This is a genomic window from Mucilaginibacter paludis DSM 18603, from assembly GCF_000166195.2.
Classification (GTDB): Bacteria; Bacteroidota; Bacteroidia; order Sphingobacteriales; family Sphingobacteriaceae; genus Mucilaginibacter; species Mucilaginibacter paludis.
Window position 1 is genome coordinate 7,821,151 of sequence record NZ_CM001403.1, and the last position, 16,047, is coordinate 7,837,197.

Consider the following 16,047-nt stretch of genomic DNA (forward strand, 5'->3'; position numbering starts at 1 on the left):
AAATAATTAATACCATGAAAATTAGATTTCTGATAACAGGATTGTCCCTTGTTTCGGTAACTGCAGTTTTTGCGCAAAAGGGCGTGTTGAACGACGCACAGGATGCATACAACAAATATGATGCATTAAGGGGATCTCAACTAAAAATGGCCCTGCCAAGTTTAACTGAAGCCAAAACCTTAATTGATAAAGCTGCCGCTAACGAAAAGACGGCAAACTTACCCTTAACTTACACTGTTAAAGGTGGTGTGTATTCATCATTGGCTTTACTTGATACCATACCAAGTACATCTACGCCGTTGTTTATCACTGCCGACGAAGCATTAAAAAAAGCTAAAGAACTGGATACAAAAGGGGAGTACAAGAAACAGATAGAGAACGGCTACAGAAATTTGGCTCAGTACAAATACAATATCGGGTTCAAATCGTATAAAGCCGGTAATTATAATGCATCTTACGAAGCTTTTAACTATTACCGCACCGTATTGCCAGAGGATACTAATGCCATATACCTTACAGGCTTAGCCGCGGTTAATGCTAAAAAATATCCGGAGGCCATTGCTAATTACAGCAACTTGGTAACTACCAAATATTCAAACAATGCCAATATTTATAGCGACCTGGTATCAATTTACTTGATGAATCGCGATACGACAGGCGCTTTAAAAGCTGTAACAGAAGCCGTTGCCAAGTATCCGGCGAATGCTAATTTAACTAATCGCGAAATTCAATTGTACTTGCAAACCGGCAGGATAAAAGAAGTGAGCGATAAACTGGATAAAGCTATTGCGAACGATCCTAAAAACAAATCCTTATACTACTATTCAGGCTATATTTACTTACAGTCTAAAAACTACGATAAAGCCGCCGAACAATTAAACAAAGCATTGGCTATTGATCCTGAGTACTACGAGGCCAATTTAAGCATGGGATACGTATACCTGAACCCGGGTATCGATATTTTCAATAAAGCTAATAATTTACCTACAACCAAAGTAAATCAGAAAAAATACGATGACATGTCGGCAAGTGCCGTAGCGCTGTTTGAAAAAGCAAAACCGTATTTAGTCAAGGCCTCAGAAATTAACCCAAAATCGATGGATGCCTTAACAAGCCTTCGTAACGTTTACCTTGGAAAAAAAGACAATGTAAATGCCAATTTGATACAGAAAAAAATAGATGCCTTAAAAAATTAAGAGTAGGGCCCGGTTCATAGACCGGGCTTCTATTTAACACATCTACTTAACATAATATTAATTATAGGATATTAAATCGGTTGATACTTTATTAATTTATGAATCGAACTTATCTGCCGTCATGATTTTTTAAGAGCTAACAGAAACTCACAACCATCAATCAAACGTCCTAACTTGGCAGCCAATTCGTGATCTTTTCCGCTGTTATCTATCCAGCGCCCGTCAAAATTAGTGATCACGATCTGCTGCTGATTGACAGCACAAGTGTAATAAACCTGGCTATCCGTTTTATCTACATTTCCCCAAATCTTCAGGCTGCGGTCCTCATCCGAAATGAAATCTCTCCAGTTAACTGCGTATAAAGGTTTTTGCTCCATAGTATTTTACAATTAGTAAAGCGTGTAAGTAACACGTTTAAGCTATAACACAAACAATAGCGCATTGTTGTTACCAACGATGAGCCTGATCCTAAGATGATGTTGAATTGGCTTCAATCCGCAAATAAAGCAAATCACAATTATTTTTTCAAAGAAATACCATTAACTTTTACTAACTTTGTTAGCAATGAAACGTTCCGGAAGTGCTGATTTACCTTTGCATTACGGCCATGTGCCACCGTGGCTTTCTGAAAGAATGGCCAAAATCGGGCTTGCCATAGTTGAAGCAATTATTGTTGAATACGGCAACCAGGAAGTTTTGCGCCGCTTAAGCGATCCGTTTTGGTTTCAAAGCCTCGGTGCGGTTATGGGTATGGATTGGCATTCGTCAGGCATTACCACATCGGTAATGGGTGCTTTAAAGCGCGCCATCAATCCGCATTCTAAAGAACTGGGAATTTACATTTGTGGCGGAAAAGGGAAATCATCCCGGCAAACGCCGTCGGAACTTATTGACGTTGGCCAGCGTACCGGACTGGACGGTAATTATTTAGCACGCTGTAGTAAATTAAGCGCCAAAGTTGATAATACCGCCGTACAGGATGGCTTTCAGCTTTATTTGCATAGTTTTATTGTTAACGATAAAGGGCAATGGGCTGTAGTACAACAGGGCATGAGTAATAACAGCTCTACTGCCCGCAGATACCACTGGCACTCCCCTACCATAACCTCATTTGTTGAAGAGCCGCATAGTTCCATTTATGGGCAAAACGCCGGTGATATTTTGAATATGGTTGATAAGCGGGCCGCTCCTTCACGAAACGGTATTTTAGAGATTGCCCACGAACAGCCAGACAGGATGCTGGCCGAGATTAAAAAATTAGTGATGCCATCCCATCATGATGTAAGGGCCAACAATGTTGATCTGAAACGTTTGGGATCCGTACTTTGGTTGGCTCATGAAAAGAGGCCTTCAGATTTTGAAGAACTGTTGTTGTTGGAGGGATTGGGGCCACGTACCCTACAATCGCTCGCTTTGGTAAGTGAGGTAATTTATGGTACACCATCCCGTTTTACAGACCCGGCCAGGTTTTCTTTCGCTCATGGCGGCAAGGATGGACATCCTTTTCCGGTTCCGGTTAAGGTTTATGATGATACAATCGCTACTTTGCAAAATGCTGTCCACAAAGCCAAGTTAGGTTTCACCGATAAGCAACAAGCCATTAAATGCTTATCTCAAATTGCTCAACGGGCCGAAAATGATTTTACCCCGAATGCTAACTTTAACAACGTGATTGAAAAAGAACGAAATGAATCGTGGAAATACGGTGGTCGTACAGTTTTCGGCAAAGCAAAACCACCGCTGCAAACACAATTGAAACTCTTTTAAACAAAAAAAAGCCGGGCGAACCCAGCTTTCTAACTTATAATGATATTAAAACTTATTTAACTTGTTTAAAAAAGTAAACATCGGCTGCAGGAGTTACTCTTACCAGGATTTCTTCTTTTTCACTTTTTAAATCAACAAAGTAAACTTTAGAATCATCGCTGTAGCTTGATCTTGCTAACAGATCTGAAGATTCGCTTGTTTTAGGTTGCAACTCAATCACCTCTCCTACTTTGTAAGTACTATAGGTTGAGTTGATTTCTTTTTGAGCAGCCAAAGGTACATTTTTGTAAGTTACCGGGCGTGTAACACCCAAGTAATCACCAGCTAATGAATAAAATGCTGTCAGTTTTTTGCTGCCCAAAGTAAATTCAGCTTTTTGGCAGTTACCGTTAACTGTCCAAACAACTTCTTTGGCATCTTTAAAATCATAAGCAAACTGATTCAATACAGTGTATGATACCGCTTCAGAATTGGTGTTGTCTTTTTTCTTGCCGCCATCCGAAGCAAAAGCACCAACTGACAAACTCGAGAATAATATGGCTGTGATGAATATCTTTTTCATTTTGTTAAAATTTAAATTACACAACAAAAGTATACTTATATTATCATATACTCAAATTAAATTTAATTTTTATGAAAATAACACAATAAAAAGACATTTATTTTACAATCTTCAATAATGACTGTCTTAGATAGTGTAATTTTAACAATATCTCAATTAAGGGAATGCAATTTTCGAAATACAACTGCATTCAGATTGCTAAATTACTAATCATTAATCATCAATTTTACATTTTTGGTATTGGCGCATTAATTCCGTTAATATATTGATATTACCGGATTGACTTTAATGAAAATAAAGGGCGTGATTGTTGATTATGCTATTCGGTTAATCAATTTATCTTTGCAATATGCTAACTTCCACCACATACAAGGTTTTTGAAACAGAGTTGCGCGTTCGTCCGGATGATATCGATATGTTTCAGCATGTACACAATAGTAAATATCTGGATTACGTATTAGCTGCCCGTTACGATCAGATGGATCAATGCTATGGTATGTCAATGGAGAAATTTATGGCAAGGGGATTTGGATGGGTTGTAAAAGCGGTGCAGATCAATTACAAACGGGCACTTATGCTCGGAGACTATTTTTTTGTGCGTACCGGCATAGAATCCATAGACGAACGCGGCTGCCGGGTAAAGTTTACCATTAACAATAAAGCAAATGATAAACTTTGCAGCGATGGCTGGTTTGATTTTGTGATGATAGATATGAAAAACGGAAAGGGCGTTAAAATACCTGACGATATTTTAGAACACTATTCCATGCTTGTTGACGAATAAGGGGCTATACGGCTTTGCCGCATAGCCCCCGCTATATTTAAGTTAATTGCGGAAGGTGAGTTAACACGCGCAATAACTTTCGTACCTCCTGAGGATTGCGAAGGTAATATTTAGCTGCCGAGCTATTGTTGCCTATTTTTATGGTAATTGCCGTATCCGGCAATGCTTTAAAAATATCTTCGTCGGTATAGTCGTCTCCAAGAGCCATAATAAAGTCGTATTCTTTATTATCAATCAAGGTCAGAGCCGCCCTGCCTTTGTTAATTTCCATGTTTTTAATTTCAACCACTTTATCACCTGGCAATATTTGCAACCCCTTATCAACAACAAGGTATTTTAAATTATTCATTAGCTCGTTTGATCGCAAATCGCCAAGGCTTTCTTCAACTTTACGGTAATGCCACACCAGCGAATAGGTTTTCTCTTCTACAAACGAGCCAGGCGTCCTGTCAACATAATTTTCAAGCACTTGTAATATTTCCGGCTTCCATTGGTCGGTAAGGCCTGGTATTCTGTGCCATTTCTGGCCGGCTGCTTTTGTCCATGCGCCATGCTCGGCCACCAGGTCAATATCCATATGGCCAAACCAGTCGCTTAAATTCTCATGTTTACGACCACTGATCAAAACGATGTGATTTAAAGGGTCGGAAGAAAGCTTGTCCAGCAAACTATACAGATCTTCGTCTGGTGAAGCATGGTTAATATTGGTGTTGAAATTTACAAGAGTGCCGTCATAATCCAAAAATATGATGCGTTTCTCCGCGTGGGCATACCAGCCTTTCAGATGCTGCTCGGTTTTATAACTAACATGTTTGGTGCGCATAGATTGCTGCAGGGTTTTAACTTCTGTTAGCTTGTTCATAAATAGCTTTACCCAATGCCCAATGTTGAATTTTTCAACAACCTTTCGCATCGAGCTCATCCGTCGTTTTTTTTCATCATCATCCATGTTCAAAGCTTCCACTATAGCCCCGCATACTTCCAGTGTATTGTTAGGATTAACGATTATCGCGTCTATCAGCTCTTTAGATGCACCAGCCATTTCGCTTAAAATTAAAACGCCATCGTTTTTGGTTCGGCTGGCTACATACTCTTTACTTACCAGGTTCATACCATCACGCATGGGGGTAACCAGGCCAACATCAGCTATATGGTATAATGCCGAAAGAGTTTCCAGCGGGAAAGAGCGGTAATAGTAATGAATGGGGCTCCAATCCATTGTGCGGTACAACGCGTTGATGTTTCCTACTTTTTTATCTATCTGATCGCGAAGCTCCTTATATTGCGGCACGGTATCCCGCGATGGCACAACGATCATGTATAGCGAAACCTTCTCTTTATAATCGGGATAGGTTTTTAGCAGCATTTCAAAGGCCTGCAAGCGCTGTAATATACCTTTACTATAATCCAGCCTGTCTACGGATAGAATGATCCTTATGCCTTTAAAATTAGCTTTCAGGAGTTTAATCTGTTCTTTTACTTTATCGTCCTTAGTTAAAGAAGCATATTTGTCGTGATCGATCCCCATCGGGAACGACTCAACAACAACAGATCTATCGTTAATGGATACGATATTTGACGAAGCCCTTACCGGCAGGATCCGCCCGGTGGCGCTTAAAAAGTGCCTTGCATCATCAAACGTATGGAAACCGATCAAGTCTGCGCCCAACATCCCCTCGAGCAATTCCGCCCGCCAGGGAATTAACCGGAACATTTCATATGACGGAAACGGTATATGCAGAAAAAAACCAATGGATAGTTCTGGCTGTGCATTCCTGATCAGTCCAGGTAGCAGAAGCAGTTGGTAATCGTGTACCCATATGGTGTCGCCAGGCTCTACAATGCTCAATACAACTTCGCAAAACTTTTTGTTAACCTGTTGATAATACTGCCAGTTGCTTTGCTTGTAATTGGCGTAGGTAGAGGCATAATAATGAAAAACAGGCCAAAGCACTTCGTTCGAAAAACCCTCGTAATATTCGTTAATTTCTTCCTGGGAGAGGTACACAGGAAACAAACTCATGTCATGCAGTTTTTTGGATATATCATCTTGTTTGTCCTCGGGCATTTCTAAACCGGGCCATCCTATCCATATATTGTTACCTTGCTTGTAAATAGAACCCAGGCCGGTAGCTAATCCGCCCTCGGTAGCTTCAAGAGTATACTCTCCGTTCTGTTCTAAAATCTTAACCGGTAGCCTGTTCGAAATAATGATAGTCTTACTCATAACTGTAGAGTTTCTATTTCAAATACCATTTGGCGGTATTTGTTTTTTTAAATATCACTATTAGCAATATCACAATAAAAAAAGGGACCCGAAATAATCGGATCCCTCGTTATATTTTAAGCGGATTGAGCTTATTTTACTATAAAGATTTGTTGATGGAAATTGCAGATTCCAGGTGTGCCTTGATCTTCGGATATATTTTTTCAGAAAGCTCCCTGATATCGGCATAAGTACTTTCTTTTCCTTCTTTAAAAAGCTCTTCAGCCTCTTCATGATCCTTTACCATCATTTCAATGTAGGCTTTGTCAAACCCAGCGCCAGATTTTTTTGACAGGCTATCCAAAAGGATTTTATGTTCATGATTAACGGAATCCCTCACAAAAACTTGTTTCTCATCAGCCAGTTTGTCCACTTCCGTTCCGGCTTCAGAGTGATCTTTAATCATCATCGCCGCAAAATCTGTAACGGCTTTATTGGTAGAAATTTTCTGCGCTATTTTAGAAGCTTCAATCTCGGTTAATCCACCTTCGTGAGCGCCCTTAATAAAAGCTAAACCATTGGCATTAACATCTGTACGTGCATTGTAAGCCTTTGCCCTGTCCGGGCTGCAAGATTGCATTGAAGCGGCACCAAATGCGGCCAGCGTGATAAAACTAAGTGTTTTGATTTTCAAATTCATTGATGTTGTTATTTTGTGTGGCAAAACTAATAAATATTATAGATATGATGATTAATTTTAATGGCAATATAAATTTTATTCCACTGAGAAAATCCTGTTGTGGAGCAATGTTTTAAGCCAAATTTCTTCCGGCATTTACTATACCATACACCGTACGTACCACTAACTTGTTGTAAACCGCATAAAACTTATCGTCAGGCGGCAACTGGTTTAGTTGCTGTAATGCAAAATGCTGTAGTATAACTAAAGGCAAAACAATTTTTTCGCGCAGGGCGATCGATCTTCTTTCAACCGGGTACTCCTGCATTAAAACGGTCGACCCGGTTAAGGATAACAGCAGTTCGCGGGTAAGGTCAAACTCTGCTTTCAGCATCTTCCAAAAACCACCAAATGTAGCATCATCTACCAGGTAAGCGGTAATCCTGAAATCGGATTTCGACATCGACATCATACAGTTATCAATCATCGTTTTGAAAAAACCCGAATTAGCGTACAGCTCTTTTAAGCCTTCCCAATGCCCTTCATCCTGCATTTGCTTTAACGAGGTGCCCACACCATAAAATCCCGGAATGTTTTGTTTTAACTGGCTCCACGATGTTACAAAACTAATGGCACGTAAATCTTCAAGCTTTAATTCTGCATCGGCATTGCGCTTGGTTGGCCTGCTACTGATATTGATGTTAGCCAATAGCTTGAGCGGGCTCATTTTTTCGAGATACTGCAAAAATAAGGGATGCTCACGCAGTTCCATAAACTTGTTGTAGCTTGTGTCGGCCATCTTCGATATAAGCGCCCTATGCTCGTTATCCAGCAGATCGTTATTTTCAGGATGTAAGGCAGATACAATACCGGCGTTAACCAACTGTTCCATATTGAATACCGCTGTATCGAAAGATCCGTATAGAGAGCTTACAGTTTGCCCCTGGATGGTTAACTGGATATGATCGTTTGCGATCTCTTTACCCATGGATGAATAAAAACGGTGGGTTTTGCCACCGCCACGAGCCGGTGGACCTCCCCTCCCATCAAAAAAGGCAAGTTCGATGCCGTATTTGAGTGCCATTGCAGTAAGCTCAACCTTTCCTTTATAAATAGACCAGTTGGCCATTAAATAGCCCCCGTCTTTTGTACTATCAGAGAAGCCCAGCATGATAGTTTGCTTGTTACCCCGCCTTTTTAAATGCTCCTGGTAAAACGGGTGAGTGTAAAGAAGTTCCATTACGCCGGCAGCGTTGGCCAGGTCATGAACGGTTTCAAAGAGTGGCATAAAATCAACACTGAGCTGCTCTTTTTTCCATCCCGACCATAAAAAGAGGTTCATGAGTTGTAATATGTCAGAAGCCTGCTGGCAATTGCTGATAATGAAACGCTGGCAAGCCTTCTCGCCGCCTGATTGCTGAATATCTTTCATCAGCCGGATAGTGACCAAAGTGTCCTTCACCAGGTGATCCGCATCTTCAAGCGGGCTGTAATTGATTTCTGTGAATTGAATAGCCTTTAGCTTATCCTCCTCGCTCATGTCGAAATATTCAGTTGAAACTAAATTTTTAAGCGAGCTATTTTCGATACAATAACGATGCACGTTGCGCAATACCCTGCTATCCTGCCTGATATCCAAAGTAGCAAAATAGCAGCCGAATAGCTTTACCTTACGCACAAGGCTATCAACCAGGTTAACAAACAAGGCGTAATGATCTTTCTCCAATACCTCTTTAACTGTAGCCAGATGAGCTAATATTTCGGCTTGTTGATTTTCTGGCTTGGGGTTGCTGTTGAAGGCGTTGTGATAAAGTATCTTTTCCAAAGCATTCATAGCCTCGTTTACACCGCGGAATGTAATCCGTTTTTTCAGGTCCTTAAACTCCCTGTAATAACACCTGAAGAGTACTTTGCGTAAGTGTATAACTACTTCCTCTGTACTTTTAGAGGATACGTTCGGGTTACCATCCCGATCTCCGCCCGGCCAAAAACCTAATTCAACAACCTGGTGGTTGCCATTGCCTTCAACCTCATCATCAACACGTGCTTGTATGGATGCAGCGGCGTAATAAAAAATATTTTCAAGAAACCAGGCCAGGCTTACCGCCTCGTCAACAGGAGTTGGAGAAGTTTTATTAAAAAACGGGGTTTTACCTAACTGTTGTAAAAGTAAGTTGATCGAGTTAATATCATCATGCTTCAAAGCTTCACTTAAATCCGTCATGATGCCCAATACCGGGCCGGGATAAAACTGCGTAGGATGAGCGGTTAAAACCAATCGCAAACTAAATTTTTGCAATTTTTCGCCAATCGTTTGACGCATGGATTCGCGACCCTGACCTTGCTGGAATAAATTATGCAATGTACCGCCGCCGTCATCGCTATGGCCGAGCTTATTAAACGCTGCATCTTCAATCGAATCGAACAGCACCACTTGCCGTTCTATATACTGTATAAAACGAAACAGGCGGTTAAGGCGCTCCTCGCGGTCAATATCAGGTACATATTTTTCAAAAAAACTGCGGATAATCTCCAAAGGAGACAATTGCTCGGCAGCCCCGTGCTCGCAATGTGAACTAAAGAATGGCAATAATATCCCTGTGTCTTTAACCTGGTAAAACGGCAGTGTTAAAAAAAGGCTATTATACAACTCAAAACGGGTAACAACTTCCTGGTTAAAAGCTGTTTCTTTTTGGCTGAGTTTTGAAACCGAGGTCATAAATTATGTGTGGTTTGATTTTAAATAAGTGTGTGGAAAGTACACAATACTATCCGACGGATGAAAATAGGCAAATTAGCTGAATTAATGCATAAAATTGTAAAAATCCAGTAAATTGATAGGGTGTATATTAAATGACACCGCTTAAGGTGTATTGTACTTTATTGAGCGTTAATAGTTTTTAAAGGCTCAACAAAGAAACGCGGTAAACCTGTTTTTTAATTTTTGTTGAAATATGGATAGTTTGAGTAAACATTACTTGCCTATATTCGTCATGTAATTTAGTTATGAACCGGCAAACCCGAGAGATAAAGAGTTTTTTTTACAGCCAGTACTTTTCTGATGGCCTGCGCATCACATTCGGCGTTTTGCTTCCGTCAATTTTGATGGCGCAGTTTAACCAACTTGAAACAGGCTTAACTTTATCATTAGGCGCACTTTGCGTAAGTGGCGCCGATAACCCGGGCCCGGTTATCCACAAACGTAACGGAATGCTGATTTGCGGCCTTCTGATGTTCATCGTGGCTATCGCCACAGGCTTTGCCAGGCTCAACGTAGTGAGCATGGGTATTGAAATTGTAGCTCTGGCATTCTTTTTTTCTATGTTTACAGTTTATGGCAACCGGGCAGCCTCCATCGGCACCGCTTGTTTGCTTATTATGATCCTGATGATGGAAAAGGCGCTGCTCCCTTCGGAAGTATTGGGCTACAGCGCTACCATCTGGGTCGGCAGTATATGGTACACACTGCTCAGTATTACCTTTTTTAGTATCCGGCCATACAGGGCAGCCCAGCAAGCTATTGGCGAAAACATGCTTGATGTATCAAAATTTTTGAGAATTAAAGCCGATTTTTATAAACCGGATACCGATATCGAAGAGAATTACCATAAGGTAGTATCGCAGCAAATACATGTAAGCCATAACCAGGATGCCGTTAGGGAATTGCTATTTAAAAGCCGCCTGGTGGTAAAGGAATCAACAAATGCCAGCCGGATACTGGTGCTTACTTTTGTTGACCTGGTTGATTTGTTTGAACAAATAATGGCCACCCATTACGATTATGCAACCATTCGCGAAAAGTTTGGAAAAACGGGCATTTTGGACGATATAGCCTATGTTTTGTCGTTTATTGCTGATGAACTGGATAATTTGGGTTTTGCTATTCAGGCTAACTCGCGGTACAAGCATACCGTAGATGTGAATCCGAAACTGGAAAAGCTCAAGGAAAAGATTGACCAGTTGGGAACCGAAAGCATAGGCGTAAGTAACCTGGTGCTGAAAAAGATATTAATTAACCTGCGTAACCTCAATCAAAGCATTGTTAACATCTCTGATTATAATAATTCAAAGTCGGCCGCCCTGCTCGAGAATCGCGCCGAAGTTGAATACTCTAAATTTGTTAGCCACCAGGAGTACGATTTGCAGGTGTATATTGATAACCTGGCCTTTAGTTCTTCTATCTTTAAACATTCATTAAGGGTAGCGCTGGTGTGTTTAATTGGTTTTTTGGCAGCAAAAACACTCACCCACGGGCATCATAGTTATTGGATATTGCTCACCATTATCGTGATCTTAAAACCAGGTTTCAGTTTAACCAAGCAACGCAATTACCAACGACTAATAGGCACCATAGGGGGCGGGGTAATTGGAATATTGATATTAACCTTTATCCCTGATACCACCGCACAGTTTGTTTTTTTAATGATATTTATGATCGCTGCCTATAGCTTTCAGCGATTAAATTATATTGTCAGCGTTATTTTTATGACACCCTATGTACTGATACTGTTTAAGTTTTTAGGCGTGGGCCATGTGGTGGAGGAGCGCGTTATTGATACGCTGATAGGCTCTGTTATTGCTTTTATAGCCAGCTATATCATCTTTCCAACCTGGGAGTTTGAGCTGATTAAAAGCACGCTGAATGATGTATTAAAGGCCAACATCAGCTACCTGATGAAAGTAGCCGAATCGTTATCGGGCAAAAATGTAAATACTACGGAGTATAAACTGGCCCGTAAAGATGTATATGTATACTCGGCCAACCTATCTGCCGCGTTTGAGCGAATGACATCTGAGCCTAAACGGAAGCAACAGCATATTAAAGAAGTGCATAAATTTGTGGTGCTCAACCATATCCTGGCATCGTATATAGCCAATATAGCTTCTACGATGATTAGTGCAGGCCATGCTAAGGTACAACCTGAAAATTTAAAACTGGTGAAGCGTTCCATCATTCTACTATACGACTCAGCCAAAAAAATCAGTCCCGCAATTCAAGAACCTTCTAAAATAGTTATTCCGCCGGTGTTGCCGCATGCCGAGAAAACGGAAGGCAACCTGGAGGCACATTTATTGAAAGAGCAACTGGAGTTTATTACCAAGGTTAGCGCTGATATTGCCAAGGTAACCGATGCGATATTGGAATAGACGTATTTATCGGCATCAACATAAAAACACTCTACCTATTTCGTTGCTAAGCTATTTTTTTATAGTTTCGCCGCCCTTTAAATTTCGATCATTTTATCTCCTTTTGGTATGAATAAATTTTTATATGGAATTGATTTTGGAACCACCAACTCGGCTCTGGCTATCTACAACGAAGAAACAAAAGAAATACATAGCACTATCATCATTCCATCGCTTATTTATTTTCACCACCATTTTAACCCGGCAAGCGACCAAAATTATGTTGTAGGCGAGGATGCCATTACGGCCTATCTGAGTGATGGCATGAAGGGCCGGTTTATCAAATCCATTAAGCAAATTTTATCAAGAAGCACATTCACGGAAACTCGTATCCATAACAGAAGGTACAACGCATCTGACCTGGTGGCTATCATTTTAAAAGAGTTGAAAGATCGTGCAGATCAGTTGATCGGGCAAGACTGCCGGAAGGCGGTAATTGGCAGGCCGGTGTTTTTTGACGACGACAACGTGCAAAAAGATACGCTGGCGCAAACCAGGCTAAACAAGGCGGCACAAATTGCCGGATTTACAGAAGTGAGGTTTCAGTTTGAACCTATCGGCGCAGCGTTCGCCTATGAAAAAAGCCTGGTAAAAAAAGAGAATGTGTTGGTGGCGGATCTTGGCGGTGGCACCACAGATTTTACTTACCTGGTACTTGATCCGGAAAAAGTGGGCAGCAAAGACAGGAAAAACGACATGATGGCCAATGGAGGCATTTATATAGGTGGAGATAGTTTCGATTCTGCCTTTATGTGGGAAGTGGGCACGCCTTATTTTGGCAAGCATACCCAATATGAAGCCACGCCCGGCAAGGTATTAACCGTACCCAAATCGCTTTTCGCAAACATATGTTCCTGGGAACAAATGAATTTTTTTAATGGATTGCGTATTCAAAAAGATATTGAAGACTATTACTATTTTTCGGGTAACAATCCGCAATTTAAAAACCTGATCACCCTGATTGAAAACAACCTGGGTTATTCAGTTTTTCAATCGATTGAAAGTACCAAGATTGAGCTTTCAAATACAGACAAAACGGTATTTAGCTACCACAAAATGGATATCGATATTGACGAGGAAATATCCATCAATAGTTATGAACAGATTATCGCGAAAGATGTAGACCGGATTGCAAATTACCTGGATGATTTTATGTTGCAAAACAACATTGCCGGCCAAAATATCGATAGCCTTTTTTTAACCGGAGGCACGTCCATGGTTGGAAGTATCCAAAAGCTATTTAAAAACAAATTTCCGCATGTTAGCCTCAACTCAGGCGATAACTTTAAAAGTGTGGCTACAGGCTTAGCTTACAGCGGTTACCTGTTTGCAGATTAATTACAATGAGCAAATGTAACAACACTTGCTCATTATAATTTAATATTTTGTGTTGATGTGGGGTGCCAACATCTATTTTTTTAACGTAAAAGCGGTGCTTGCCCTGATATCGTCCGATGCCGATCCAATCATGATCCGGAATACGCCGGGTTCAACAATCCAATTGAGTTTGGCATCATAAAAGGATAGATCATCGTTGCCAAGTACGAAGTGTACTATGCGGCTCTCTCCAGGCTGCAACTGCACCTTAATAAATTTCTTTAACTCCTTTAGGGGGCGAACAACAGATGCCACCTCATCGCGCAGGTATAGTTGTGCAACTTCTTCGCCTGCATATCTACCGGTATTAGTAAGGCTGAAGGATATCGTAACAGAATCATTGGCAAAAATTATATTTTTATCCAACTTTAATTCACTGTAACCAAAGGTAGTGTAACTTAAGCCGTAGCCAAATGCGTAGCGCGGCGAATTTTGTTCGTCGATGTAGGATGACAAGTATAGTTTTTCGGGCTCATTGTTATAAGGGCGACCTGTGTTGGTTTGGCTATAAAATATCGGTATCTGCCCCATGGAGCGCGGAAAACTCACCGGCAACTTTCCGGATGGATTGTATTTGCCGAAAATAACGTCGGCTATAGCATTTCCAGCTTCGCTGCCCAGCCACCAGGTATATAAAATAGATTGCGCTTTATTGGCTATACGGTTAAATATCAACGGCCGCCCTCCCATTATAGTAACAATCACTGGTTTTCCAGTCGCCGCTACGGCTTCAAACAAATCCTCCTGGTTTCCGGGCAATGCAATATCCGCGCGAGATTTGGATTCGCCGCTCATATCAAAACTCTCGCCAAGGGCCATAACCACAATATCTGCTTGAGATGCTATTGAAACCGCTTCTGCAATGTCTTGCTGGCTACTATGCATCACGCTTCCACCTTTAGCGTACAATACTGTTTGGCGGCCACGTATTGCCAAACTGATGCCATCGTATAAACTCACCACGGCAGTTGTGTCCTGGTTAACGTTCCAGGCCGCTGCCATATCCCTTTTTGCCTTAGCTAAGGGACCTATAACCGCTATAGTTTTCAGGTTGGTATTCAGCGGCAATATTGCTCCATCATTCTTCAGTAGCACAATTGATTTTTCTGCAACAGATCTTGCTGCCAGGCGGCTTTTTTTATCATTCAAAACAAGGCTCTCCCGTTTTTCGTCGCAAAATTTGTACGGATCATCAAACAGGCCCAGCTGATATTTTTGGTAAAGTATGCGTTTTACGGCTTCGTTAATTAAGGCTACGGGTACCTTACCCTCTTTTACCAGCGAAATCAAGTTTTTACGATAAGCCCCCCCCTCCATATCTATATCGCATCCAGCGGTAATAGCCTTCAGTGCCGCGTCTTTCACATCGTTGGCATATCCCCATGTTACCATTTCGCCTATCGAGTTCCAGTCGCTTACCACAAAGCCAGTGTAATGCCATTTCCCCTTCAAAATATTTCTCAATAAATAGGAATTACCAGTTGCCGGGATACCGTTCAAGGTGTTAAACGAGTTCATGAAAGTAGCCGCGCCTGCCTTTGCCGCTGCCCTAAACGGTGGCAAATAAGTTTGCCATAATTCATGATCACTCATCTCTACCCCGCTATAATCGCGACCTGCCGTAGCTGCACCATAAGCTGCAAAATGTTTTGCAGTAGCCATTACGGCATCTGTATCGCCCAAAACTTTGCCCTGGAACCCCCTGACGCGGGCTTCTGCAATACAGCTCCCCAAATACGGATCCTCTCCTGCCCCTTCCATAATGCGTCCCCATCGCGGATCGCGGGCGATATCTACCATTGGAGCGAAGGTCCAGTGGATGCCAGAGGCGGCGGCTTCACGTGCTGCGAGATGTGCAGATAGTTTGATGGCTTCCATATCCCAGGAGGCTGCTTCGGCCAATGGTATAGGAAATGTAGTGTAATAGCCGTGAATAACATCCAAAGAAAACAGCAAGGGGATTTTTAATCGGCTCTGCATTGCAATGGACTGAACCTCGCGGGTGTTTTTTGTTCCCTTCACATTGAGTACAGAGCCCACCCAGCCGTTTCTGATTTCGGTTTGCAAATCGTTACTTTTAGCAGTAGCCGGCCCTGTTAAGGCCTTGCCAGAATACTGGTTGAGCTGACCAATTTTTTCTTCCAATGTCATTCGGTTGAGTAACAGATCAACTTTTTGAGTAATTGCGGGATCTTGTTTTTGCGCTTTTACATCTAAAACAACAGACATCCAAAGCATACCCAATAAAAGCCTTTTTGAAAACATATTTTAGTTATGATATTGATTTTA

Annotated in this window: 11 protein-coding genes; 5 read left to right on the top strand and 6 right to left on the bottom strand. The window is 41.4% G+C overall.

Annotated elements, in window-relative coordinates:
* Positions 1-14 precede the first annotated feature (14 nt).
* Positions 15-1,196: a tetratricopeptide repeat protein gene (locus MUCPA_RS33165; RefSeq protein ID WP_008512697.1), complete on the top strand. Its 1,182-nt coding sequence runs from the start codon at positions 15-17 to the stop codon at positions 1,194-1,196.
* Between the two features lie 119 nt (positions 1,197-1,315).
* Here MUCPA_RS33165 and MUCPA_RS33170 read toward each other — a convergent pair whose 3' ends face one another.
* Positions 1,316-1,573, bottom strand: a complete 258-nt coding sequence (locus MUCPA_RS33170; RefSeq protein WP_008512698.1) for a hypothetical protein — start codon at positions 1,571-1,573, stop codon at positions 1,316-1,318.
* A gap of 187 nt (positions 1,574-1,760) precedes the next feature.
* On the opposite strand from MUCPA_RS33170, the gene MUCPA_RS33175 reads away from it, so the two are divergent.
* Entirely contained in the window at positions 1,761-2,963 is a 1,203-nt protein-coding gene (locus MUCPA_RS33175; protein WP_008512699.1) for a DUF763 domain-containing protein, read from the top strand.
* Between the two features lie 52 nt (positions 2,964-3,015).
* On the opposite strand, the gene MUCPA_RS33180 is transcribed toward MUCPA_RS33175, so the two are convergent.
* The gene (locus MUCPA_RS33180) at positions 3,016-3,525 is read right to left on the bottom strand and encodes a hypothetical protein (RefSeq protein ID WP_008512700.1); all 510 of its coding nucleotides are present in this window, start codon (positions 3,523-3,525) and stop codon (positions 3,016-3,018) included.
* 349 nt (positions 3,526-3,874) lie between these two features.
* Between MUCPA_RS33180 and MUCPA_RS33185 the strand changes: the two genes are divergently transcribed.
* A complete protein-coding gene (locus MUCPA_RS33185; RefSeq protein ID WP_008512701.1) occupies positions 3,875-4,309 on the top strand; it encodes an acyl-CoA thioesterase in 435 nt (144 codons plus the stop codon).
* 37 nt (positions 4,310-4,346) lie between these two features.
* Here the strand turns inward: MUCPA_RS33185 and MUCPA_RS33190 are convergent, their stop codons facing one another.
* The 3 genes from MUCPA_RS33190 to MUCPA_RS33200 form a co-directional block, all read right to left on the bottom strand.
* Complete coding sequence (locus tag MUCPA_RS33190) at positions 4,347-6,536, bottom strand: bifunctional alpha,alpha-trehalose-phosphate synthase (UDP-forming)/trehalose-phosphatase (protein WP_008512703.1); 2,190 nt, start codon at positions 6,534-6,536, stop codon at positions 4,347-4,349.
* A 139-nt stretch (positions 6,537-6,675) separates the two neighbouring features.
* Positions 6,676-7,215: a DUF4142 domain-containing protein gene (locus MUCPA_RS33195; RefSeq protein ID WP_008512711.1), complete on the bottom strand. Its 540-nt coding sequence runs from the start codon at positions 7,213-7,215 to the stop codon at positions 6,676-6,678.
* Positions 7,216-7,327: 112 nt separating this feature from the next.
* Positions 7,328-9,913, bottom strand: coding sequence for a phosphoenolpyruvate carboxylase (locus MUCPA_RS33200; RefSeq protein WP_008512713.1), 2,586 nt, complete (start codon positions 9,911-9,913; stop codon positions 7,328-7,330).
* 287 nt (positions 9,914-10,200) lie between these two features.
* On the opposite strand from MUCPA_RS33200, the gene MUCPA_RS33205 reads away from it, so the two are divergent.
* Entirely contained in the window at positions 10,201-12,342 is a 2,142-nt protein-coding gene (locus tag MUCPA_RS33205) for an FUSC family membrane protein (RefSeq protein ID WP_008512714.1), read from the top strand.
* Positions 12,343-12,450: 108 nt separating this feature from the next.
* Positions 12,451-13,719, top strand: coding sequence for an Hsp70 family protein (locus MUCPA_RS33210; RefSeq protein ID WP_008512716.1), 1,269 nt, complete (start codon positions 12,451-12,453; stop codon positions 13,717-13,719).
* Positions 13,720-13,791: 72 nt separating this feature from the next.
* Here the strand turns inward: MUCPA_RS33210 and MUCPA_RS33215 are convergent, their stop codons facing one another.
* The gene (locus MUCPA_RS33215; protein ID WP_008512718.1) at positions 13,792-16,023 is read right to left on the bottom strand and encodes a glycoside hydrolase family 3 N-terminal domain-containing protein; all 2,232 of its coding nucleotides are present in this window, start codon (positions 16,021-16,023) and stop codon (positions 13,792-13,794) included.
* Between the last annotated feature and the right edge of the window lie 24 nt (positions 16,024-16,047).